This window comes from Paenibacillus sp. sgz302164 (assembly GCF_056120505.1).
Genome location: NZ_JBVYOL010000035.1, coordinates 37,541 through 61,208, shown reverse-complemented (window position 1 = coordinate 61,208; position 23,668 = coordinate 37,541). Strand labels below are relative to the sequence as shown.

Here is a 23,668-nt window from a genome sequence, read left to right as displayed (position 1 = left end):
TCAAATCAGTTACATGTTAATGCAAAAAAATAGGCATTATTTATTTTGCGCCACTCCTCCTTTGTCCGGGATCTCCCCCGTGCTAAAAAACGAATGTATACTCGTTAAATATTTGCTACAATAGTAGAATAATTGATACTTAATATAATCACAAGTACTGTTATTTTTAATAGATACTATCAAAAACCGTAGTATTGGAGGAATATGAATTGGCGAAGTATGGCGAAAATTTTCTGAAATGCCCGATGTTTACTGCGCAAAGCCTGATCGGCGGAAAATGGAAGGTAATTATTCTGTGGCTGCTGCACGATGGTCCGAAACGGTTCAGCGAGATTCATAAAGCGATACCGGACGTTACCCAGTCGATGCTCACCAACACGCTTAGAGATCTCGAAAGCGACGGGCTGCTCCATCGTGAGATTTACCGTCAGGTTCCGCCGAAAGTCGAATATTCGCTCACTCCCATCGGCCAAAAACTGATTCCGGTCATTCAGATGCTGGGGGATTGGGGGGTTGAATATGTGGAGGAGAATGCGGGAAAGCATGCCGGCTCAGACTCCCAGCTTTTGTAACGAATCGACCTATTGAGAAAGGAAGTCCTGCTTCATGCTAGTGCAGTTGAATAGACAACTGGAGAAAATTTTACCCCTGATTACCCCTGCGAGCTTGCTGATCGGCGTGCTTTTGGGCGGTCATTTGTCAGGGTATGCATATTTATCACCGTGGATTTTTGCGTTTATGACGTTTTCCGGCAGCATCAGCTCCAGCTTCAAGGAATTTGTAAAAGTCGTTGTTCACCCGCTTCCTCTGGTGACAACGCTGCTCGTGCTTCACGTCATTATGCCCTTGGCCGTTTTCGGACTCGGTCATGTCGTCTACTCCGAGGATACGCTGACGATTACCGGCCTGCTGCTGGCGGCTGCGATACCTACCGGCATCACCAGCTTCGTCTGGGTCGCCATCTACCGCGGCAATACCGTTCTAACCTTGTCGATCATTCTCGTCGACACCATCCTTTCGCCGTTCGTTGTGCCTTATACGCTTTCCGCCCTGATCGGGGCCAAAGTGCAGATGGATATCGGGGCGATGATGCGCGGGCTGTTCTTCATGATTGTGCTGCCTTCCGTAGTAGGCATGCTGCTGAATCAATGGACGCGGGGAAAAATAAAAGAACAACTCGGACCGAAATTAGGTCCCTTTTCCAAAATCGGCATGGGCATCGTCGTCGCCATTAACGGAGCTGTGGTCGCACCTTACCTGCGGAATTTCAACGTAAAATTGGTCGGCATGGCGTTATTCGTTCTCGCACTGGCGACCCTCGGGTATGTGCTCGGCTGGCTGATCGCCAGCTGGATGCGCTGGAAGCGCGACACCGTCGTTGCGCTGACTTTTAACAGCGGCATGAGAAACATCAGCGCTGGCGCAGTGCTGGCCGTCACTTATTTTCCCGCTCCCGTCGCGATCCCGGTCGTGCTGGGCATGCTCTTCCAGCAGCTGCTTGCCTCGCTTTTCGGCTACTTGCTGGGCAAGCGCTACGGCCCTTCGGAAGCCCCCTCCATTGCCGGGGCGAGGAAGGCTTGACGGTACGATTTTTCGGGCGGGGGTTCGGGATGGTTCACCTCCATAAGCCAAATCCACAAAAATGAAAAGGAGCTTTGCCACTGAAATAAGGTGGCAGGCTCCTTTTTGTTATTAGCTATATAGAACAACGGTTATTTAGTTGAGAGTATTTTCAGTTTTGAATGTAGTAGAATATTTGTTAACTCATTTAATTTATGACGACTCTCTAAATCAAGTGTTTGATGAAAAGCTAAATTTTGAATAAAGTCTTTAATATTAATTGAAGCATTAGATTTAATGTTACTTGTTAAATAGTTCAAGTTTTCTTTGTATGAAAGAGATTTATATATAGTTTCTAGGGCTGCAATGTTAGCCGCCAAAGAATTGTAGCTTTGCACCAAAGCAATTTTAGTATTGATAGTGGCAAGTGTGTACCACACATGCATATATGAAAAGTTGGACTCATAATTTCCATGATGCGTTATTTCAATATTTCGAAGTGCCACAGTTGCATAGTCAACAGCTTTTTTTAAATCTTCTAGATTGTTAAGCCACGACAAGCTTTTAGCTCGTTGATGTGGGAAATGGTAATTCTCCGATAAAATATCTTCTAAATTTGTATAAATTCTTTGTATTAACTGCAGTGAGCCTTTATTTTTTCTCGGAAAGATATCGTTTATATCATCAAATTTAATGAACTTACCAACTTCTTCGCGTGCCTTTTTGGGATTTTGTTGATAATGATACATAATCAATTTGACAATAGTTTTATAAGCATTTGAAATTAATTCTTGATTTGTCTTATGTAAAGAGAATTGACCTAAACTGTGTAGGATCCAGGAACGGGAATTGCAAATTAGTTTTATTCCTGAGCTATCTTCATTTGATCTTTCAATACTTAGAGTTTGATAAAAATGTGCAATGGGAGTGATTTGGTTAATAAATTCATATGCAATTTTGTCTAGTCTATACTTTTCTAGTTCAGTTGAAGAGAGTCGATATTTTGTGGCTAACAAAATCAATAACATTAATTTTTGTTCAGTCACTTCCAAATCTTCTATTTTTTTTAACGGTGTAGCAGTATGTTGTAAATTTAATATTTCGTACACATTATCTAGAATGGTTGGAGAGTACATGTTTTTTTTGTCTCTTTTTTGACTGTTTTTACTTGCATGTGATTTAAATTCAGGAATAACACAGTCACTTAATTTATCATTTAATGTTGTAGTCTCATCGGGGGAAAATGTATTTTTCAAGGTATTAATACTTATTTTTGACGCAAATTCCTCGTCTGATAGTAGAAGCTCAATCTGGTACAGATACTCATCGGATGAATCAATTGCAATAACAAACTTTATATTTCTAGTCTGGAGAGTGTGAATATTCTGCTTAATAATACTCCAACCAGTGTTGTCGATAACCCCTGTATCAAGAAAAATGGTTGTATCTTGTTTAGTTAGTAAGGAATGTATGAATTTGGTATTAATTGAATTACCAGATGGGATTACGTAAATGTTTCGATTACTATGCTTCTCAGCTAATCTAAGCAAACTGCTTGTTTTACCCGAGAATCTATGTCCTTGGATGATAACTAAACTTTTATTTGATAAATTATCTTTATAATATTTCTCTGAGTTAAATAAGTCTCTGTCAATAACATAATACGGTAATCTAATTTCTCTTTCAGATTCTAAATTACGATAGTAGTAATTTGAATTGTAAAAATACTCAATGTTAACATCTCTATTATTATAACCTTTATCTTCTCTAACAATTTTAGGGTTTTCAAAATATGAAGTGTCTTCACCAGACAGTTTGTTTGCATCATTACCTATCTTGATAAGGATATTATAGAAATCCTTATAATCAGTTACTTTAATAATTGTATCAACACCAAATTTTTTTAGTTTTTGAGTTTTTATCTTGGAGTTTTCAAGATCCTCACTTGTTATATAATATGTATTTTTAATATCTGGGGCATAGCTACTTTCAACAATATTTAATTGGTATAACAAGTCTAACTCATCATCAAGGCTACATCCAAGGAAAAATACACAATTCGACTTGATATCACTTCCTATTCTGCTTAGTAACTCTCTATTTTCTTGAAAGCTTTGCAAATAGGAAGTAGTGGATAAAACACATTTGTGGTTATGTTTAATATATTCTTTAGCATCACCGTGTAATTTAAATAGATGAGTTCTTTCGTCTATGATATTACTATAAAATGTGTTTATGTTTTTAAAAGGGAGTATAACTTCAATTTCCGAAAGATTATTTTCAATAGCATCATCTATATTTAAGGTGTATATATGAGGCCAGTGTAGACTTAGAAATTTCTTTTGTGAATCAGCGAGCTGTACTTCAGTAAAACAAGATCTAAGGTAACTGTATATTTTGCTTGGTTCGATATTTTCAAAGTATGCCTCGGACAAGCTGCTGAAATTATATGAACTTACTATTTTGAAATCTTCTGGGTCTAAAACCGCATTTAGTTCCTGCCTCATATAATTAATCATTTCTGTTCCGTTGGGAACAATTCCATTTTTTGATTTGGCACCTCTAGAGAACCCGGAACCAAGGATTGGGATGAGTGATTTTTTTTTGAAGTAAATGAGTAGTTCGCTTTGCAAATTGGAGTCGTTAATGTCCACTATTCTCAAAGGTATCTCTCCTCTTATATTGTTAGATAAAGCATACACCTACATATATTGGTTTACAAGAGGAACCTATTTATGAATTCAATTCCTGCTCTAGTCAAAACAAGTACGTTCAAAATGTCAACTATGTTTCCTTTCGATCGAGTTACTTGGCTGGTTTCCATAATCAAAATAAGTCATCACTCATTTAACCGATCATCACGCGTGCGATGAAATGTTTTGTAATATTATCGCTGTAGGTAACGTACCTATAGATGTCAAGCTCCCTTACCAAATATCCTAAGCATCACCCGCCGTAGAATTGTGGATTTAATCCACGGTTCGCCTCTATATGGTAAATCCACAATAAGAAGAGCTTTGCTACTGTAAATAGTAGTGAAGCTCTTCTTGTTTGAAATTCTACCTCATATTATTCATCTCACTAACCGACAGTACAAGATTAGAATGGTTTTTACCGTTTTTCATATAAAAAAACAGGAATAAAGCGGCATATTATGGTATTATTGTTTGGTAAATATTACAACCCAATTTGAATAAAAGAGATGGTTCTTTCAGGATTTGATATGATGCTCTTAGAAAGGGGCCTTGTTTTCCTTGGAGGTATTTGAATACATAAATAAGAAAGTATACGAAAATTTGGAACGGATCTTGCAGAAACTTGATGATAGGCTAGATTTAAAGCTCTATGCTATCGTTTTAGACGAGAATCAGGATTGTAATAAAACAGTTCGAGTTAAAAGTGTTTTAAGTGATGGTCAAGAAATCGAAATCATTCAAGAAGAACTAAACGGCCCAGCGGAGGTTTTAAAAAAACTGGGTTTAGTCCATGAGGATCCAGATACAGATTTAAAGCAATTCCTTATTCATCTTGACACGGCTAGTTTTAAATCCAGTTTGCGTCCAATAGGTCATTTATCTGAGTCCAATGTCAGTGAGGGGCGAGCCGCAATTGAAATGAATGAGGAGTACCCGCCTAGACAAGAATCAAATGAATGGAACATTTACTACTCCAACAGTTTTGAGCTTGAAATAGATGATAAACATTCTACTATTAAATACATCCTGTCAATCGAGTATACAGATTCGGTAACACGATATATTTATCTTGAAAGACCACAGTTATCTTTCCTTAGAATGATCCTGGATTATTATTTCAAGGACTATTATAAAGTTTCGAGCGATCAGGAATTGTTATTTATTAATAAGGATAACGAGGATATTGAAATTGAAATCAAGTACAAAGAGGACAGTAGTCAGTTCCTCCAGCGGATGGCCCGCTTATTTTTCGGAAAAATACAAGACTTTATCATAAATAGAGTTAATCTAGACAATGTTTCCAGTACGGATAGTGAATTAACAAAAACGGAAAGAAATCAGTATTATATTAACAACTTGCTTGAAAAAATTGATGGAATTTCTACAAGGACGTATGAAGGCGAGAATCCGTTTGGATGTATGCTGCTCCTCAATACTAGCATGCTGGAAGATAGCAAGCTTGTTAAATATTCAATCAGGTTTCAAAATCATCAACCTATTTATTTAGAAGATGCCCGGCGAATTAGAAAATTACTTGAGCTTACGAACAACGAGAGAGATTTGTACTTGATTGCCGATGATACAGCCATCTATGGTGTGGGTGAAATAGATTGGGGCCAGCTTGGGAATAATCTGTTGTTCAAAGTGGAGTTTAAGGGAATATCCAGATATGATCTTCTTCTTGTCACAACGGAGAAGAAGGAAGATACGGACGCTCGTGTTGTGGCAGAAGAAGAAGCAAAAATATTCAAAATGACCATGAACTTAGAAATTGTATCTCGCAAATTAACCAGTATTTCTTTTAAACATCCGGGAATTGGTTCCGGGGGCTTTACGCCTGAGCTTTTTGAACGCACTATGAAAGCTCAATTTAAGGGAGCTATTCGCCCTATCACTGAAAAGGAGATTGAAAAGCTCCGGCTTATCATTCAGAAGGCAACTGAGCAACAAAGCGGAACTATGGTTGTAATTACGGATGACATAACCGCGGAAAGTGAATTGCAAAAGCTGCGAAAACAGTCTACCCCGATCCTTCCTACTGAAATTAGCCCGGCATTCATTAAACATCTCACCTCCATTGACGGTGCGATTTATTTTGACACAACGGGCGCTTGTCACGCTATTGGTGTGATTTTGGATGGACTGGCGCAAGCGCATCTGGGAGACGCAAGTCGAGGAGCTAGGTTTCATTCGGCACACCGTTATCTTGAAAAGTTGAAATCAGATAAAAAAGGGTGCGTCATCGCCATCATTTCGGAGGACGGCATGGTCAATCTGATCCCAGAGCAGGTAAACGAAGCTGTTGTACGTCAGTTGGTGAGGGCAATGATAAGCGATATTAAAGGTAATGATGAACTTAGTGAAGAAACCCTTCAAGACTACGATAGCCGTCTACAAAAAGTTGAAAGCGAAACCACTATAGACCATCACCATTATTTTAAAATAGCAGAAACATTTTTCAAGAAAAATCATTTTCTCAAAGCAGCATATTATTATGACAAAGGTTTGAAGGTGTGTGGTCGTTTTATTTTGGATTATAATCGCGCTCTTGCAACTTCTTTTCTTAGACACGGCCTGAGTGATGGAATTGCTGCAGACAGTAAACTGCAAGCTTTCAGAGATGTAGTGAAACAAATTGAGATAATTTTAGAAGCGACAGTCGATTCTGAGATTTATTTTAACGATTATAATCAACGTGCCATTGCCTTAACTGGAATTGGGAGACTATCTGACAAAAAGATGAAGACAGTTAATTTCAACAACGCTTTACTTGACTATACAAAAGCAATAGAAATGAGTAGGGGCAATAAGTATATACTCTATCGAAATCGTGGGTATCTACACGAAGATATGGGGAATTTACACGAAGCTCTTAATGACTATATAAGTTCCGAAATTGAATATTCAGAAGAACCCACTCTCAAGTTGATAGAAAGACTTATCAAAAAGGACGTCTCATTATTTTTACATGCCCTCGCCAGGTATTCGGAAAAGAAGAATGATAAGCATGATAGCGAAGGTCTCAAAAAGTTGTTAGAGGAATACGGGATTAAACTGTCCGAGGAAAACCCTGAAGTAGCTACTGCTTTAGAGCAGTATGGTATTAATCAACAGCAGCCAGAAGATGAATAATTTGAGGAGAAACAATGGGTATAGAGAAAGCACAACTCATAAAAGTAGGAACCGGACGTACAGACAGCCGATTCGCGGTTATCTTTGTACATGGCATAGGGGGCAGCCCTTACGATACTTGGCGAAAAGATTCCCAATCTCAAACACTAATTGAATTACTGGAACAAGATCCTGTATTAAGAGAAGCGGAATTTTACAGTTATGGCTATCGTACTGGCTTGAAGCCTCAGCAATATGATTTCAAGACAGTGGCAGAACTATTGTACTCGGATATTCAGGTCGATTTGCCTGGGAAGGATATTGTATTTGTAGCACACAGTATGGGCGGGTTAGTGGTACAGCAGTATATTGTGAACCGCTACGAGACATTTGATGATATCAATCTGAAAACTGTAAAAGGCGCTGTTTACTTATCGGTTCCTTTTCATGGATCTGGATTGGCTGAGTTATTTCCAAAATGGTTGGCCAATAGGCAAATAAAATCATTGCGTCGGAAAAATCCACAACTTGCCCTGCTTGAAGGGAACTGGAACAAGTATGCTTATAGAGGCGGGATGGAGGCCCTCCCAGAAAATTTAAGACACAAAATCTCACAGATTGCGTTGCGCGGGGAGCGTGATCAGGTAGTAGCGAACGCATCCTCCACTCCGTTATATTTAGGCGCAGAAGTAGTTGCTGTCGATGAGGGACATTCGAGCATATGCAAGGTTGATAGCAGCAGCACAGTTTATAAGACAATCCGTGATTTCTTGCAGAAGCATCTAGAATCTCGAACTACAAGTTCTAAAGCAATGATTTTTCATATACATGGATATGACAAACAACAATATGAAGTCCAGCCACAGATTGAGTTGAATTGGACTGAATATTTCGATGTATATGCATCTCCAAGGAAACTGCCTTCAACATCCGAATGGAGTATTATGGGAAAGGCGTTAGGAGAAGCCGCTGATTATTGGTCTCAGAATCGAGCTGCTACGAAAGGATGCGTACGGGTGTATGCTAGTCTTTGCTTGCCTGGAGGAATTCTCATCGGCAGTAGATTTTCTCAGGCAAGAGGTGCGGTGATCGAAGTAGCGCAAGGGGGGCAAATATGGTCCTCATTGAGACGTGATCCTTCGTATGAAGTGAATACAAAACGAAAGATGGGAAACAATTCCAGCGGCAAACGTGCTATTGTGGTACTCAGTGTCAGTAACGATATTGAAAAGACAGTTATTGCTCATTTGATACAAACGGATGTTCAATATGAGCTTCTAATCAATTTGACTCCTCTATCTGGGGTGGGTCAGCGGAGTATAAGCGGTGCGGAGCAGGCAGTCTCATATGCAGTTGAAGTTAAAGCCGCTGTGGATGGATTAAAACAACAGGGTATTGAAAAAATTGATTTATACCTAAACTGTCCATTTGGTGTAGCTGTTTTTGTTGGACATTATTTGACGGTTGTTGGCCCCATACAAGTATATGATTTTATGAATCCTGGATACGCTCCTGCTTGTGTGATATAGGCAAAGGAAGCACCCCGTTTTTCGAAAAAGCCTGCGATTGTGCAGGCTTTTTACGCGAAAGTGGCTCATTTTGGCGAAAAGCCTGCGATTGTCAGGCTGTTGAGAAAGTCTAACGGGTTTCCTCTCAGATCAATTTTTATATGGGAGGGCACTCATCTCGAAGAGAAAAAATTGATTTAAAACGATCTGAGAGGGGTATTTAGCTCATACTTCTGGTGCTTTTTATGAGCATCCAGGAAAAAAGGGGGGTTCTCAACAGCCTGGATTGTGCAGGAATATCTCGCCGCAAGCATTTCATGCGGCAAAAAACTGCACTTTTGCTGGTTTTCTTCACGCTCCCAAGCAGCTGCGCCCTGGGCTCCAGCGTGCGAGCTGCTCTACAAAACTACGCTTTTGCTGGTTTTCTTCGCGTTACTAGTACCCTATCAATTCTTAAATTGTGGATAAAGTCGTTTTAGCTTAATCCTTGCTTCGTCGGTAGTGAACTGCCAGTCCACGCCCTTTTGGTTTTGGTTTCGGGCATGTCCCCATGCCGATAGTTCGTGAGCCAATTCGGAGATCGAAGGGATGCGTCGTCCCAAACATTGGCTGGTCATCCCGCTAAGTTCAATCTCCGCGATATTCAACCAACTGCCATGTTTCGGTGTGTAATGGATCTCTAACCGCTTGGCCAAGCGACGGGCGATTTCAGGCTCGAATGCCTGGTAAAGCGAAGCGATGGAGTGGGTGTTCAAATTGTCCATCACCAGTTTAATTGTCGGCGCCTGCGGATAATGAATCTCAAGCAATTCCCGCACTTGCTCCGCCCAGTCGATTCGAGTTCGCTGTTCACGTAGCCGCGACATGACGCCAGCCCGCTAACGGTTCCGTGAAGATAAAAATGCTGCACGTCCCGTTGCGGACGTACTCGCTGTCTTCCCGTAAGGGCTTGGTCGGTTTCATCAGAATCGGTTCTCTAGCTTCATTCAGTAATTGATAAGGTTTTTTGTCCATACAAATGACTGGACAGTCAGCATTGTAAGGCAACTGATAGGCATCAAGTACGTCCTCCACTGCCGCGACAAACGCCGCACGGTTTTCAAATGTTTGCTCAAGAGCAAAACCATAGCGGACAAGGGAATCGAGTCGGCGAGATGAGCGGGTTGTGTCTCCACGCTGAAGCGATTCTTTTTACTTTAATGTGGTTGTACTGCAATCTTGATTTTATTACTGTTACATAGGCCATGGCGATGAAATTCTCAACCGTACGAAACCCTCTGGCTTTACATTTTGTGGCCTGAATGAGGCTATTGAGCCCTTCTAACAGACATTGGTCATCTTGGTTTGAAACCATCGCAAAATACCTTCTTCGTGTCGTTTTAGCGATTTTGCTACCTGGGCCATGGGTTCGATCTGGGAGCGAACTACCCAACTGTACCAGCTACCAAAATACAGGTCAGCTAATATGGCAGGGTAAGTCCATAGTTCTTGCAATGCCAGTCTAATCCGATATGCCCTTCCTGTCAGGAGGTTCATATCCTTTAGCTTCACCAGCTTTTCCTTCTGTTCAGGCGTTAAACGATCTTCATTTTTTAACCAGACATAGCGACTCTTTTTGAGTTCATCGACTTCCTTTTGTTCTTCGCGGCGAACTTGATCAGCAGCATCACCTACCATTTTCATCACATGGAATTTATCGAACGTGATTTGCGCTTTCGGAAAATGTTGCTCTATTCCCGATATGAAGGCAGCGGACATATCGCAGCAAAACTCTTCAATCAGCCCTATAGTGCAATTCCACGTTTATATCGAGCTCTCGATAGCTTACATACCATGGCTCCTCAATCTAACGCCAATTGAAACATATCCAGATCTTCTTGCATCTTTTCCATTCAACAGACCTCCGCACAGGAATTTTCATAGATTATTCCTAGCATCGGCGGTATTCTGTATTTTCAAACCAACATCATTTAGCGAAGAGGCATAAAAACTTTCACGTTGTCCCTTTAAATCCAATTTATTCTAAATTATAATTATTTTATTATATTGAAATAATAATTGACTTCTAATTCAGTATAGTATATAGTTTTAAAAGATTCCTATAATCCAATATTTGGGAATCCGATTTAATGCCTCATAATTATATTTAAGGAGAGGATTAATTTGAGAAAAGGAAGTTCTATGTTCAAGAAAGCGTGTTCACTTCTCGCCATTTCGGTACTATCATGTAGTTTAAGTGTGCCGACCTTTGCAGCAAAAGATAAGACACCAGAATTAAAAGGAACTTGGTCGAGAGGGGAAGTAACCCAAGATCCTATCGCACCGTTCAAAGGCTATAAAACTGATGCATCTGGAAATAAAACTGTGTTGGATGTTTCTCCATTTACCGGGACTAATATTATTTCTACCGGGACTAATATTTTTTCTTCAGCGAATAGTGAAGTCAGTGCGAATAACTATTGGAATGGCAGTTATTATTATGAATATATCCCTAACAGTTACGTAATGGATTACGGTTTTCAAGATGCTTATCACTATAATGTTGGTCATACGCAAGCTTACAACGGTACCGGAGGTGTTGCAAAACTAAGTTACTCACAAGCAACCGCCGTTACTTCACAGTGGGCAGTTACCGCTCAAGTTAGTGCCACCGCAGAACTCAAACAAAATTATTTTGAAAAGCTAGGTGTTACTTTTGGAGGTTCGTATACCTCAACTAATACTACCAGTTCCACTTCTACAATACTTTACCAAATTGACGTGTCTCCTGGAAAAACAGGTTATATTGACGCTGCTTTGCCAGGTGCCTATTCAAATGGGACTGCGAAGTATAAAGAATATTTGTATTTTTCGACCCCAGGAACGTTTTATGCTACAGGAAATACAATTTCAAATTCGAATGAAGGCGGATGGTCTCCTTTATCCAATACCAGCACATCCGTTTTGAATTTCACCTCAGGCCAGTATTGATGTTATAATAAGTAAACACTAATGGAATGATTTGATGAATTCATTTCATTAGTGTTACTTCATTAAACTGGAGGCTTGTAATGAGAATAATCCGGTATCCCATTATCGTTTTAGCAATAGTCCTTACGTTAACTGCCTGCAATAGCAAAAGCACTGATAAGAAGAACACACAAGATGTGCTTTCCTATGATCAATACGTAAAAGTAGTGAATTCTATAAAAGACCAATTACAATTTTCAAGTGCTCCAATGAAGCTAACCGATTCGACACTGAAAAATCCAACCATTATTATAACTAATGATGAGATGTCTTTTGGTAAGAAGAAAAATTTAACTTTACGTAATGATTTCAAGGATTCAACACAGTATTTTCTAACTTACGAAGATGTTAAAAATGGGTATAAGATGATTACAGGATGGATTTATACCGATGTTAATCAGGGAAATAACCTGCTTTATTACAAGCCAGATGTTCAAGGGAATACAGGAGACTTTAATTCGATCCTCTCATATAAAAACATACTCATTCATGTACAGCTTACACATTTAGCATCCTCAAGCCTTTCTTCCGAGGATTTTGTGAAAGAAAATGAAGCTGTGCTCAAAGACATTGTACACTTTCTTGAAACGACAGATTCTACTCTTTTTGACAATCCCCGCGGATGAATCCGGGGGATTCTTGCTACCCAAAGGCGAAGTCCGTTTCCGGTATCGCTGACGTGCAGGTTTAGGCCGTGTAAATTAGTAGAATTCTTTCGTCTTATGTCACATCTCTTTGCATCCGAACTGCTGCACTAGTACCCTTTCAACTCTTAAATTGTGGATAAAGGCGTTTTAGCTTAATCCTTGCTTCGTCGGTAGTAAACTGCCAGTCCACGCCCTTTTGGTTTTGGTTTCGGGCATGTTCCCATGCCGACAGTTTGTGAGCCAATTCGGTGATCGAAGGGATGCGTCGTCCCAAACATTGGCTGGACATCGCGCTAAGTTCAATTTCCGCGATATTCAACCAACTGCCATGTTTCGGTGTGTAATGGATCTCTAACCGCTTGGCCAAGCGACGGACGATTTCAGGCTCGAATGCCTGGTAAAGCGAAGCGATGGAGTGAGTGTTCAAATTGTCCATCACCAGTTTAATTGTCGGCGCCTGCGGATAATGAATCTCAAGCAATTCCCGCACTTGCTCCGCTCAGTCGATTCGAGTTCACTGTTCACGTACCGCGACATGACGCCAGCCCGCTAACGGTTCCGTGAAGATAAAAATGCTGCACGTCCCGTTGCGGACGTACTCGCTGTCTTCCCGTAAGAGCTTGGTCGGTTTCATCGGAATCGGTTCTCTAGCTTCATTCAGTAATTGATAAGGTTTTTCGTCCATACAAATGACTGGACAGTCAGCATTGTAAGGCAACTGATAGACATCAAGTACGTCCTCCATTGCCGCGACAAACGCCGCATTTTGTTCAGGAGGGATGCACCAACATTTACGAAGGTGAGGTTTGAGTTCGTTTTTTTTAAATCCTGCCTGACGGTCTCGTGAGAAATGCTGTCGATAACATTCAGTTCCACCGCTCGGTCGGCTAGAAGCGTAAGCGTCCATCGGCTTCTGCCACTCGGAGGTTCGCTACAACTAAGGGCGATGATTTTCGCCTCAACTTCGCCGGTAACCTTCGTAGGGATCGGCGATGTCGCTCGTTTTTTCCTTCCGATAGCGCCTTCCCAGCCATGTTTGGCATACGCTTTTCGAACGTTATACACGGTATTGACGTGCACTTGCATGCGCTCGGCTATCTCCAATTCTTTTAAGGAACCGCCTGGCCTATTTTCATCGGCTGCCAACAGGATCTGAGCTCGTCTGATGGATCGAGCGGATGCTTTGCCCTTGGAGATGAAAGTACGTAAGCTCGCTTGTTCTTCCACAGTTAAACGGACGGGATTTTTGATCGGATGCATATTGGGATTCCTCTTTTTGGCATAACTATACCCTATTCATCCAACTTATACTATTTGATTTGAAAGACTACTAGTCAAATGTGCTTTGGGCCCTTGCGTGCGAACTGTTCGGCAAACCTGCTGCTTTTGCTGGCTTTCTTCACGCTCCCAGGCAGCAGCGCCTTGGGCTCTTGCATGCGAGCCACTCAACTAGCCTGCTCTTTTACAAGTTTGCCACGGCCTCTCCCGCGACCGGACTCTCACTCGCAAGAAGATGCGCACTTCTGAACACGCCAAAAACAAGTCATAACCACCGGCTTAGCCGGTGGCTTCCATTAGCCCTATAAGGGCATGTTACAAGCACGCGCCTCAAAGGCGCACTGAAAGTCTGCCAACCGCGAGACTTTCACGGGCTGGCCCCTAAAGGGGCTACGTTACCTGCCCTTTTTCGCCGACTCCCCCGTAAACGGGTCGATCAGTTCTTTCATCGTGAGTTGCTCGTAGTTCTTATCTTCACTGAGTTGATTGCGAATGTACTCCTCAATCAATTTTTTTTTCGTCCTACCGTATCCACGTAATACCCACGGCACCAAATTTGGCGACTACCGTATCGGTATTTCATATTCGCAAATTGGTCGAAGATCATCAGCGAGCTTTTTCCTTTCAGGTAGCCCATAAATTCTGAAACACTAAACTTCGGGGGGGATGCTCACCAGCATATGAATGTGGTCCAGACATGCTTCCGCTTCCAGAATTTCTACCCCTTTTCTCTCACACAGCTGACGAATGATCCTTCCTATTTCCCGTTTCAACTTTCCGTAAATCACTTGTCTGCGATACTTCGGTGCAAACACAATATGGTATTTGCAGTTCCATTTCGTATGTGCTAGACTGCTGTCGTCCATCCTTTGCTCTCCTTTAATTTTTTTTGTGCGGTTGGCAGACCGGCACTCATCTTATCATGGAGGTCAAAGGATTGACTACTCATAGCTATAAGCTTTCCTGAACCCCCAGTCGAACTGGGGGTTTTCGTATACAAAAAGAGGCAGCCTTCCGGCTACCCCCAAAAACTTGCAAATTCTGTTAAACGCACATAACTTCCGGATAACCTCTTCGATGCTGGTTTGATGCTTACAGCAGCTAGCGCAGCGCTTGCGCCGCTTGTTCCGCGTCCGCTTCGCCGCTCGCCACCTGTTCTATACTGTCGGCAAACATGTCGCACATATAGATGAACAAGCTGACAATCTCCAAAATTTCGTCGGCCTCGAACGTTTTGGAAGCGGAGAAACTGTACACATAGCGATAATGAAGCTCGTCCTGTTCGTTGATGCCGAAATGGCCGATTGGCAGCCGCGTGTTCACCTCAAGGAGAAGCGCCGCAACCGCATCGCGCCGGCCTTCTTTCAGGCGAAAAGGCAATGTACTGTAAATTTGCAGCAGTTGAATCGCCTGAATGTCTTCTTCGTTCAGCGGCAAAAAGCTGAAATGCAGAAAACGGTCCCTGCCCTTCTTGTCCTGCTGAAAGCCGACCATCAGGACGTGGATCGGAATCGCCTCCGACTTTTCCAGCAAATTCACCGCCAAGCCCGCTTCCTCCAAAATATCTTTCAAAAACCCAAGCTGCGCCAAATGTCGCGCATGTACGATGTCCGGCAGCATGTGCCCGCCTCCTATTCCCTTGCAGCCATTGCCGTGACAAGGCTCTCTCTCAGTTTGTCAGGGTCGTTCTTAACCTTCTCCAGCACGAACAAATTTACTCCCGCTGCTTCGACAAAGCTGTGTACCTGTTTATACCGCGCAACGATATCAGCGTCATCTTCATCCAGCGCAGGCAAGTTGTGGATCATGTCGATCAGCAAATCCGCATCTTTGGTGCGTTTTTCGAGCTTCTTCTCAGTCGATTTCTCAGCGTTGAAGACCGCTTTGGTAATCCCCCAGGCGCCCGCCTGCGCTGCGCGGTCCCTGCCCATTTGCTTGAGCGAGCGGACAGCGGGCATCGCTGCGGAAACGCCGGCGGCGACGATTTTCAGCGGCGTCCCCACCTGAGCGCCGACTCCTGTCAGCGTGGCGACATCGCCCGCTATTTTGGTCAGTTCAAGGCCGATTTGCAGGCCGGCGCGGTTGGAGCGCTTCACGTTGATCTGCTTCATTTCCTTGGCCATCTCGTACTGGGCAATTTCGTCAAGCTGCTGCTGCGCATCCGGATCGCCCTGGCTCTTTTTCAATTCAAGCTGACGCTTATGTTCGGCGAGCTTCTTTTTATCGACGCCGGCGTTCCCGCCGAACCATCTTTTCGCTGTGATAAAAGCAGCCCCGGCATGCTTGTCTTTGAAGCTGCGCTTCAGCGTCGTCATCGCGGAACGGTTCAAGCCGGCCTTGATGACGTCGACGGTTTTCAGCGCAATTTTCACGCCGCTCACCGCAATGCTGACGCCCGGTATAGCGGTTGACAAAGCAGCGCCCGAACCGGTCTCCATAATCTCCATGATGCCTTTGGCCACTTTAAGCCCCGATTGGGCGGATTGAATCGCGTTGCTAATAATTTCGATCACGCCTTTGGCCTTATCACCCTTGGTCAGTCCGCCCTCTTCCGAGTACTTGCTGTACATGTCATAGATGCCTTTCACCGCCAGCACCGCGCTCTTGACCGCGGAAATCGCATCTCCAACCGTTCCCGCATAGTCGCTGACGATGGATGAGCTGCCGGTGCCTTCCAGGCTGCCGCTCGATTTGGCGGCTTTATCGACGAGACCTGTCGAACCGCTGACCGTTTTGCCGGCCCCTTCAACGATATTGACGCCCTGGGCGGCGTAATTCCATCTTTTATTATGCGCAGTGCGGTCCTGATCGCCGGAAATGGAAAGCGTTTCCTTGATCGAGCTCATAATTTGCAGGATGCCCCCGGCCATATCGGCGGTGTTTCCGACGGCTCCGATGGAACCTGCTTTATGTCCTACGCTCTCATCGCCGTTCTTATCGTAGGCATCCTTCAGATCGTCGGCCGGCTTCCCGAAGCTCTCGCTCACGGTATCCGTCGCCAAAGTCAGCGCCTCCACACGGCCGCTGAACTTGTCCTCTTCCGGGGCCGACGGATTGCGCTGCAGTGCCGATAAGCCGACCGACCGATTCATAATCCGGTTGGCGTAAGCCTGTGTCGCGCGATTTCCCAAAGTACGCTGCATTTGGAGAAAAAACTGCGGCGCCAGAAGCTGCGTTTCGGATGAAACGCCGCTCCTTCCATGCGGCGCCGTACTATGCCGCTCCGCCTGCCGGGCTCCGGCAGCCAGGCCGGCTTGCCGTGAATGACTGAACTGTGCCATCTGCTATGACTCCGTTCTATGATGTGATGGTATCGATCAGGCTCTGCCGCCCCGCTGCTGAATCACATGCGTCAATTCATGACCCAGCAGTTCCTGGCCTTGACGGCTGTCCGGGTTGTATTGCCCAGCCCGGAAAAAAATATCGTTGCCCGTAGCAAAAGCTTCCGCCCCGAGTGATTCATTCAATTGGTTCGCTTTGGCATCCGTATGAATGTTCACACCGCTGAAGTCGGCCCCCATCGCCGACTCCATCTTCGCTTGAACGTTGTCGCCCATCTTGCTGCCGCCGCCCTGCTTTGCCTTAATCTCCGACTCTATGGCAGGCGCCGCCTCAAAACCGTCCGCAGACGGTTTCATCTGCAGCTCATCGCCTTCCAGCTCGTCACCCTCAAGCTCGTCGCGCTGGATCGACTCTGCCGACGGTTTCATCTGCAGTTCGTCGCCTTCCAGCTCGTCACCCTCAAGCTCGTTGCGCTGGATTGACTCCGCAGACGGTTTCATCTGCAGCTCATCGCCTTCCAGCTCATCGCCCTCAAGCTCGTTGCGCTGGATCGACTCCGCAGACGGTTTCATCTGCAATTCGTCGCCTTCCAGCTCATCGCCCTCAAGCTCGTCGCGCTGGATCGACTCTGCAGACGGTTTCATCTGCAATTCGTCGCCTTCCAGCTCATCGCCCTCAAGCTCGTCGCGCTGAATCGAAGCGGAGGCACCGCCGCCGCCCGTTTCCGCGGTCGAAATCCGGTCGGCGACCTCTTTGCCTATCCGGTCGGCCTCCTGCTCGTATGCATCACCGGCAGGGCCTACGGTCAGCTTCGTCTGCACGGCCATCTGCGAGCTGAGCAGACTGCCTACCGCCCGATTGCCCAGCGTCCGCTGCATATTGATAATACCTGCGCCGGGCTGCCCGTCCATCCCGCTTTTGCCCGGGGCGTGCGCCGCTCCCGCTTTTGCTTGCGGGGCCGCCTCCGGCCGCTTGTTCATTTTTGCGTAGTGCGATGGCATATAAATCCCTCCCAAAAGCTTTCCGCCGGAAAGCCGTCATTTTGAGCCGGGGCTGAATCGCCCCTGCCGCAACTGCATGTTTGCGCTCCCCCGGAAGTCTGGCGGGCGGAGTTGCTTTTGTGTCCACCGAGTTCATCGAACAGCCCCCCCGATCCGTCTCTGAGCGCAGCGTCCGTCTTTCTTTCACTATAGCATACTTGCCGGCTTTTGAGGTTACAAATCGGATTGCTGCCGATTCCTGGATACGACGAGCACGGCGATATCGTCAGACTGCACCGCGCCGTCGGCGAAACGGTCCACATCGTCCACGACGCCCCCCAGCAAATCCGGCCCGGCGGCAGCCAGACGCTCCTGCAGGCGCGCCGCCCCATACTGGCGCTGCTCCGCATCCTCGGCCTCGGTAATGCCGTCCGTATACAAAAACAGCCGGTCGCCGGGCGCAAGCACGGCTTCGTTATCCGCGTACGCCATGCCGTCCATCACAGCCAGCGGCAGCCCTTTCCTGCCCTTCAGCGGCTCCACCTCGCCCGTCCGCCTCACGATATACGGCGTGCAGTGCCCGCCGTCGCTGTACAGCAGCTGCCCGGTGCCGGTATGCAGCACCCCGCAGCATATCGTCGCGAACATCGTGGAGTCATCCTTGTACAGCTCCCGGTTGACCTCGGTCAGCAGCTGCCCCGGCGTCATCTCCGCCGTCATTTTCCCTTTGAGCAGCGTCATCGTCACGGCCATGAACAAAGCGGCCGGTATACCTTTGTCCGAAACGTCGCCAAGCGCAAAAAACAAACGGTTATCCCCGATCGCAAAATAATCGTAAAAATCGCCCCCGACCTCGCGAGCAGGCCGAATGACAGCCCTGACCTCCGCCCCGGCAGAGCCGGCAACGCTGCCAGAGCCGCCAGGACCGCCGCCGGAGTCGCCGCCTACGGACAAACTCAGTCTCGGCAAAAAGCTCATCTGTATGTCGCTGGCGATGCGCAGCTCGCTTTCCATCCGCTCCTTGGCGGCCATAGTCGTCTTCAGCGCCACCATCGACTTTTCAAGCGCGTCGTAGAGCATCGCGTTTTCCAAAGAAATCGCAATCGGAGCAGCGATCGATTCCAGCAAATGCAAGTCCCGCTCCGTAAAAGGGCCCCGGCTGCGCTTGTTGAGCACCTGCAGGACGCCGACGATTTCGCCCTTGCTGATCAAAGGCACGCAAAGCATATTGCGCGTCGGATATTCGACCTGCCTGGCCACCTTCGAAGACCAGCGCTCGTCCGAAGCGGCATCGTCGATTTTGACCGATTGGCCGGTTTGCGCGACCCAGCCTGCGATGCCTTCGCCCATTTTCAGGCGAATTTCGCGGACTTCCTCGCCCTTTTCGCCGAGCGCCAGATCGAAGAACAGATCGCCGCTAGCCGGGTCCACCAAAATGACGGACGAAGCTTCCGCATGCAGCAGGCGCGAGGTCGTCTCCATAATTTTTGCAAGCAAATCCTGCTTGCGGATCGTCGCATTCACTTCCAGGCTCACTTCAAAAAGCTGCAGCGTCCGGCCAAGCTCCTTCTCCGCGCTGCGGCGCTTCCGCTCGCTCACCGCCCATGCGCCGACCGCCAAAATCAATAGCAGCAGCATCGCTCCCGGGATTGCGTCCGTCATGCGCGACACCTCCCGCCGCCGCACCTATTCGACAGCATGCAGCGCTTCCGCTTCCGTCGCGTAAATCTGAAAAATCGAGCTGAACCCCGACATATCGAACACTTCTTTGACGTTATCCGACATGCGTGCCAAAGCGAGCCGGCCCTGGATCACCTTGATCATCTTGGCGGCGACGAGCAAGCTTCTCAGACCCGCGCTGCTTACGTATTCCAGTTCATGCAGGTCGAAGACGAACCGGGTTCGCCCTTTTTCGACCAGCTGCATAAAACAGGACTCCAGACTCGCCGACCGGTTCGCGTCCAATCTGCCGGCGATGCCCAGCAGCACGACCTCGCCCCGGATTTGTTCCGTGATATTCATAACAATTCCCACCTTAATCCGGCGTCCGCCGTAGTTTCTTCATCACCAGCACATTGCACTCGTCCGTCCGCTCGTAGCGGATATCGTCCATAACCTGCCGTACAAAATGGATGCCCAGGCCGCCGATGCCGCGCTCATCGATACCGAGGCCGATATCGGGGCCGGGCTTGAGCAAAGGATTAAAAGGCCGCCCGTCGTCGGCGATCCGCAACTCCCAGCCATCGGCAGCGAGCGCAACGTCGATATGAATCGAACGTTTACCCGCCTCCTCCTCCGCATAACCGTACAAAATCGTATTCGTCACAAGCTCGTCGCACGCCAAATTAACTTGATACAAAGTCCGCCGATCCATCCCGAAAGCTTCCGGCAAGCCGCCGATAAAAGCGCCGAGCCGCTGTAGCTCCTGCAAATCGTTGCACAGCACAATCGATGCGCGCGCCATGGATTCGCCCCTTTCGAACGCCGTCCGCAAAGCGGATATCCCGGAGTTTCCAGGTCCCCGCTTCCGGCCGTCCTATGCCATTTTCAAAAGCATGTTTTCCAAAAGCCTCACCCGCGCGCTGGACGCGTGCAGCAAGCCGATGCCGATCTCCGGGTACAATCTGACGAGCCGGGACAAGCTTTCCCCCTGCAGCGACAGCACCCTGACCTCGTCAAAAATCGCCTGCGCCGTAATCGAGGACGGCGAACCGTCCAACGCCGTCGTCTCGCCGAACGCCTGCTTAGGGCCAAGAACGCCGATCGTGCCGGCCTCTCCTTCGCCTGTCTCGCTGCTCAGTTCGACATGACCGTCGATGATCAAATACATCGCCGCATTCCTTTCGCCCCGCCGCAGCAAATACGTCAAGTCGGGATGCACCTCTTCGCCTGCGATACCGGCGATAATGCCCAATTCGTCGACCGACAAATCGGCAAACAGCGATACCTGCTTCAAAAAGATCACTTTGTCGAGCATCGATAAAAATTTGCGCTCCTCTTTCATCCCGTCACGCTCCAATCGGCTGAGCGCATGCTCAGCTATTTGTTTCAGCCAGTCGTCGGACCACAGCAGCGCTTCCCGGACAACGGCCCGCGGGTCCGCCGTCCTCCGGTCGTTTCCGCCCGAGTCGCGCTTCAGCAGCTCCAGCAGCGCTGTCGCAAGCCGCCGGTCCCCGAGCCCTTCGGCCAGCACCTCCAGGCCGTTGTCGCGCACTTCCTCGCTCTCGTCCCGGGCCGCTTCGCGCAGTGCTCCGGCGACGCGTTCGTCCGCCAGCCGGGCCATCACGGCCCAGGCCCCGTCGCAGAGCGCGTCGTGCAGCTCGCCGCAGCGCTGGGAGGCGAGCTCCGCCAGCCCATTCAGGCCCAGCTCCCGCAAGGCGGAAGGCAGCGCCTTCTCCTGGCTGGACGCAAGCATGCGGTCCACGCAGCGCTGAACCAGCTCCGCGCGCAGCCTGCTTTCGTCAAGCATGGCGGCGAGCGCCGTCACCGCCGCATTCCATATGAACGGGTTCGTGTGGCCGGCGTTGTCCAGCAGCAAAGGCAGACCGCGCTCCTCCATGGCGATCAGCGCTTCCTGAATCGCTCTGCGCAGCTCCTGATCGGCCAGCGGATACATCGCCAGCAGCTGCGGGATCGCTTCCGCATGCTGCAGCTTGCCCAGGCAGTGCGCAGCGGCGACTTTCACCGCAGGACGGCGGTCCTCCAGCAAGGACATCACCCAGGCCGCATAGCCGTCCAGCTTCAAAGCGGCAACCGCGCGGCAGCCGTACACGGCCCATTCGCCGCCGTTGTCCAGCATTTTGATAATCGCCTCGTCGCACGCCTGATAGCTCTCTTCGCTTTTCAGCGCATAGAGCGCCTTCACGCCCTCGTACACCACCCTCGGGTCGCTATCCAGCAGCTTGACGCGGATGAAAAAGTAAGATTGGCTTTTCAAATGCGTCGCTTTGGAAATCAGCTTCACGCACTCCGCCCGCACTTCCGGGTCTTCATCCTCCAAAAAGGAGGCCACCTGCACCAAATCCTGCACCGTGGCGCCCTGCAAATTCATCGCCCGCAGCACCGCGATGCGGATGCGCGAGCTTTCCTCGCCGATCATGCCGATCAAATGCGGCAAAAAGGCGGAGTCTTTGGCCTTGCCCATCACTTCCAAAGCGAGCTCCCTCACGTAATCGTTCGGGTGCTTTAAATAGCCGAGCATGGCGAACAGCGCCCGGGAGCTGCGAATTCCTCCGAGAAAGGATGCCGCAATATCCGAGAGATCGGTATGCAGCGCCTGCACGCTTTTGACCAGCTCGCGGATGTACAGGTTTCTGCCGAACCAGGCCGTCACCAGCAGCGCAGCCGCCAGGGCGACGCCGATCCAGGCAAGCGGCGCCATGCCGAGCAGTCCGAAAGAATGCAGCAGCGACAGCAGCGAACCGATCAGAATGCCCCCCGAAGCAGCGACGCCCTGGGCAAAATAGCGGTATCCGTCCCTTTGGGAAATCGGCATCATTTTGAAGAATAACTGGTAACAAGGCTCGGCAATGTAGTAGAGCATGATGTAAAATACCGCATAAGACCCTGACACAACAGCAAGCGCCGAAGCGCTGCCGGCCAGCGCCGCCGTCAAGACGAAGCCGCCGAGAAAGATGCCCGTAATCGCAAGCAGCATATTGCTCGCCCCGAGCCAGTTCATCAGCCGTGTCGACACGGTCTGCAGCAGCAGGCAAAACGTAAACTGAATCGCCGTAATCATCCCGTAAAAGGACGTCAAATCCCGTTCCGCCGGAAAGCGGGCTTCCGCCGCCGTAAAATATTGGTACTCGATCATGAAATAGACCGCAGGCATCAGCGTCATCAGCAGAACCGCGCAGAGCAGAAACGGGCTGCGGACAATCTGCTTCCAATAATAGCCCGAGGAATGAACCTCCTCATCGGGAACTGCAGCGGTCTGCGCCCGCATGTCTTCCTTGATCGTCAAGGGCACCAAATACCGGGCCAGCGCTCTCCGAAAAAAAACGAAGCCCAGCCCCATCAAAACCGGCGCCAGCGCATACACCGCCTCCGTGCCGAACAGTTTGCCGACCTCGTGGGCGATCAGGCCCGCCGTAATTCCGCCGGTAGTCGTCGAAGCGACGAAGACCGGCATCAGCCGCTTGGCCTGCTGGGTCGGGCACAGGTCGAAGGCCGTGCTCCACAGCAGCAAAGTAAGCTGCCTCACGACAAAATTCGAGGACAGAAACAGGAACGGATAATAATAGCGAAAATCGATCCCGCCGAGCTTGAAGCCGAGCAGCACGACGCCGTTCAGCAGCAGCAGTGCGATCATGATCAAGTAAAGGGTGCGCATCATTTTCGCTTTGGGCAGCCTGTTCGTCAGCCGAGCCAGCAGCCAGCCTTCCAGCGGCATAACGGCGGCCTCCGCAATGTATACGTAAGGCAGGTACTGAACGCCGAAACGCTGGTTGAACAGCGCCATGAACCCGGTGTAGTTGAGCGATTCGGCGATGCCGCTGAAATAAAAGATAGGCAGCATGACCCATAGCTTACGCATGTCCTCGCCGCGCAGACTGAGCCACCCTCTCAAGCTTGCTTGCATGTTATCAAGTCCA

At 47.8% G+C, this 23,668-nt stretch carries 15 protein-coding genes and 3 pseudogenes; 6 read left to right on the top strand and 12 right to left on the bottom strand.

Features of this window, described 5'->3' with window-relative positions:
• Nucleotides 1–245: 245 nt before the first annotated feature.
• Together AC0LWT_RS34710 and AC0LWT_RS34705 are read left to right on the top strand one after the other, a co-directional pair.
• Complete coding sequence (locus AC0LWT_RS34710) at nt 246–572, top strand: winged helix-turn-helix transcriptional regulator (protein ID WP_474686239.1); 327 nt, start codon at nt 246–248, stop codon at nt 570–572.
• 34 nt (nt 573–606) lie between these two features.
• The gene (locus AC0LWT_RS34705) at nt 607–1,581 is read left to right on the top strand and encodes a bile acid:sodium symporter family protein (RefSeq protein ID WP_474686219.1); all 975 of its coding nucleotides are present in this window, start codon (nt 607–609) and stop codon (nt 1,579–1,581) included.
• Between the two features lie 131 nt (nt 1,582–1,712).
• On the opposite strand, the gene AC0LWT_RS34700 is transcribed toward AC0LWT_RS34705, so the two are convergent.
• On the bottom strand, nt 1,713–4,214 hold the full coding sequence (locus AC0LWT_RS34700; RefSeq protein ID WP_474686237.1) for an SIR2 family protein: 2,502 nt from the start codon (nt 4,212–4,214) through the stop codon (nt 1,713–1,715).
• 600 nt (nt 4,215–4,814) lie between these two features.
• On the opposite strand from AC0LWT_RS34700, the gene AC0LWT_RS34695 reads away from it, so the two are divergent.
• A complete protein-coding gene (locus tag AC0LWT_RS34695) occupies nt 4,815–7,388 on the top strand; it encodes a diadenylate cyclase (protein WP_474686217.1) in 2,574 nt (857 codons plus the stop codon).
• Between the two features lie 14 nt (nt 7,389–7,402).
• Nucleotides 7,403–8,896: an alpha/beta fold hydrolase gene (locus tag AC0LWT_RS34690; protein WP_474686215.1), complete on the top strand. Its 1,494-nt coding sequence runs from the start codon at nt 7,403–7,405 to the stop codon at nt 8,894–8,896.
• Nucleotides 8,897–9,321: 425 nt separating this feature from the next.
• On the opposite strand, the gene AC0LWT_RS34685 is transcribed toward AC0LWT_RS34690, so the two are convergent.
• Both AC0LWT_RS34685 and AC0LWT_RS34680 read right to left on the bottom strand, forming a co-directional pair.
• Nucleotides 9,322–9,741 (bottom strand): transposase, encoded by a 420-nt coding sequence (locus AC0LWT_RS34685; protein WP_474686213.1) that lies wholly within the window; start codon nt 9,739–9,741, stop codon nt 9,322–9,324.
• Nucleotides 9,742–9,986: 245 nt separating this feature from the next.
• A pseudogene (locus AC0LWT_RS34680) lies at nt 9,987–10,633 on the bottom strand (transposase).
• A 405-nt stretch (nt 10,634–11,038) separates the two neighbouring features.
• Here AC0LWT_RS34680 and AC0LWT_RS34675 point away from each other — a divergent pair.
• On the top strand, nt 11,039–11,845 hold the full coding sequence (locus AC0LWT_RS34675; RefSeq protein WP_474686211.1) for a hypothetical protein: 807 nt from the start codon (nt 11,039–11,041) through the stop codon (nt 11,843–11,845).
• 80 nt (nt 11,846–11,925) lie between these two features.
• Nucleotides 11,926–12,510: a hypothetical protein gene (locus AC0LWT_RS34670; protein WP_474686209.1), complete on the top strand. Its 585-nt coding sequence runs from the start codon at nt 11,926–11,928 to the stop codon at nt 12,508–12,510.
• A 139-nt stretch (nt 12,511–12,649) separates the two neighbouring features.
• Here the strand turns inward: AC0LWT_RS34670 and AC0LWT_RS34665 are convergent.
• The 9 genes and pseudogenes from AC0LWT_RS34665 to AC0LWT_RS34625 form a co-directional block, all read right to left on the bottom strand.
• Nucleotides 12,650–13,791 (bottom strand): annotated as a pseudogene (locus AC0LWT_RS34665) (IS630 family transposase).
• Nucleotides 13,792–14,204: 413 nt separating this feature from the next.
• Nucleotides 14,205–14,675, bottom strand: a pseudogene (gene tnpA / locus AC0LWT_RS34660) (IS200/IS605 family transposase).
• Between the two features lie 235 nt (nt 14,676–14,910).
• The gene (locus tag AC0LWT_RS34655; protein WP_474686207.1) at nt 14,911–15,429 is read right to left on the bottom strand and encodes a YbjN domain-containing protein; all 519 of its coding nucleotides are present in this window, start codon (nt 15,427–15,429) and stop codon (nt 14,911–14,913) included.
• A gap of 11 nt (nt 15,430–15,440) precedes the next feature.
• A complete protein-coding gene (locus tag AC0LWT_RS34650; protein ID WP_474686205.1) occupies nt 15,441–17,090 on the bottom strand; it encodes a hypothetical protein in 1,650 nt (549 codons plus the stop codon).
• Between the two features lie 36 nt (nt 17,091–17,126).
• Nucleotides 17,127–18,092 carry an eCIS core domain-containing protein gene (locus tag AC0LWT_RS34645; protein ID WP_474686203.1) on the bottom strand — a complete coding sequence of 322 codons (966 nt, stop codon included), beginning with the start codon at nt 18,090–18,092 and terminating at the stop codon, nt 17,127–17,129.
• 213 nt (nt 18,093–18,305) lie between these two features.
• Nucleotides 18,306–19,733 carry a PP2C family protein-serine/threonine phosphatase gene (locus tag AC0LWT_RS34640; protein ID WP_474686201.1) on the bottom strand — a complete coding sequence of 476 codons (1,428 nt, stop codon included), beginning with the start codon at nt 19,731–19,733 and terminating at the stop codon, nt 18,306–18,308.
• Nucleotides 19,734–19,757: 24 nt separating this feature from the next.
• Nucleotides 19,758–20,093: an STAS domain-containing protein gene (locus tag AC0LWT_RS34635; RefSeq protein WP_474686199.1), complete on the bottom strand. Its 336-nt coding sequence runs from the start codon at nt 20,091–20,093 to the stop codon at nt 19,758–19,760.
• A 13-nt stretch (nt 20,094–20,106) separates the two neighbouring features.
• Nucleotides 20,107–20,535, bottom strand: coding sequence for an ATP-binding protein (locus AC0LWT_RS34630; protein ID WP_474686197.1), 429 nt, complete (start codon nt 20,533–20,535; stop codon nt 20,107–20,109).
• Between the two features lie 72 nt (nt 20,536–20,607).
• The gene (locus tag AC0LWT_RS34625; RefSeq protein ID WP_474686195.1) at nt 20,608–23,655 is read right to left on the bottom strand and encodes a HEAT repeat domain-containing protein; all 3,048 of its coding nucleotides are present in this window, start codon (nt 23,653–23,655) and stop codon (nt 20,608–20,610) included.
• Nucleotides 23,656–23,668: the final 13 nt, after the last annotated feature.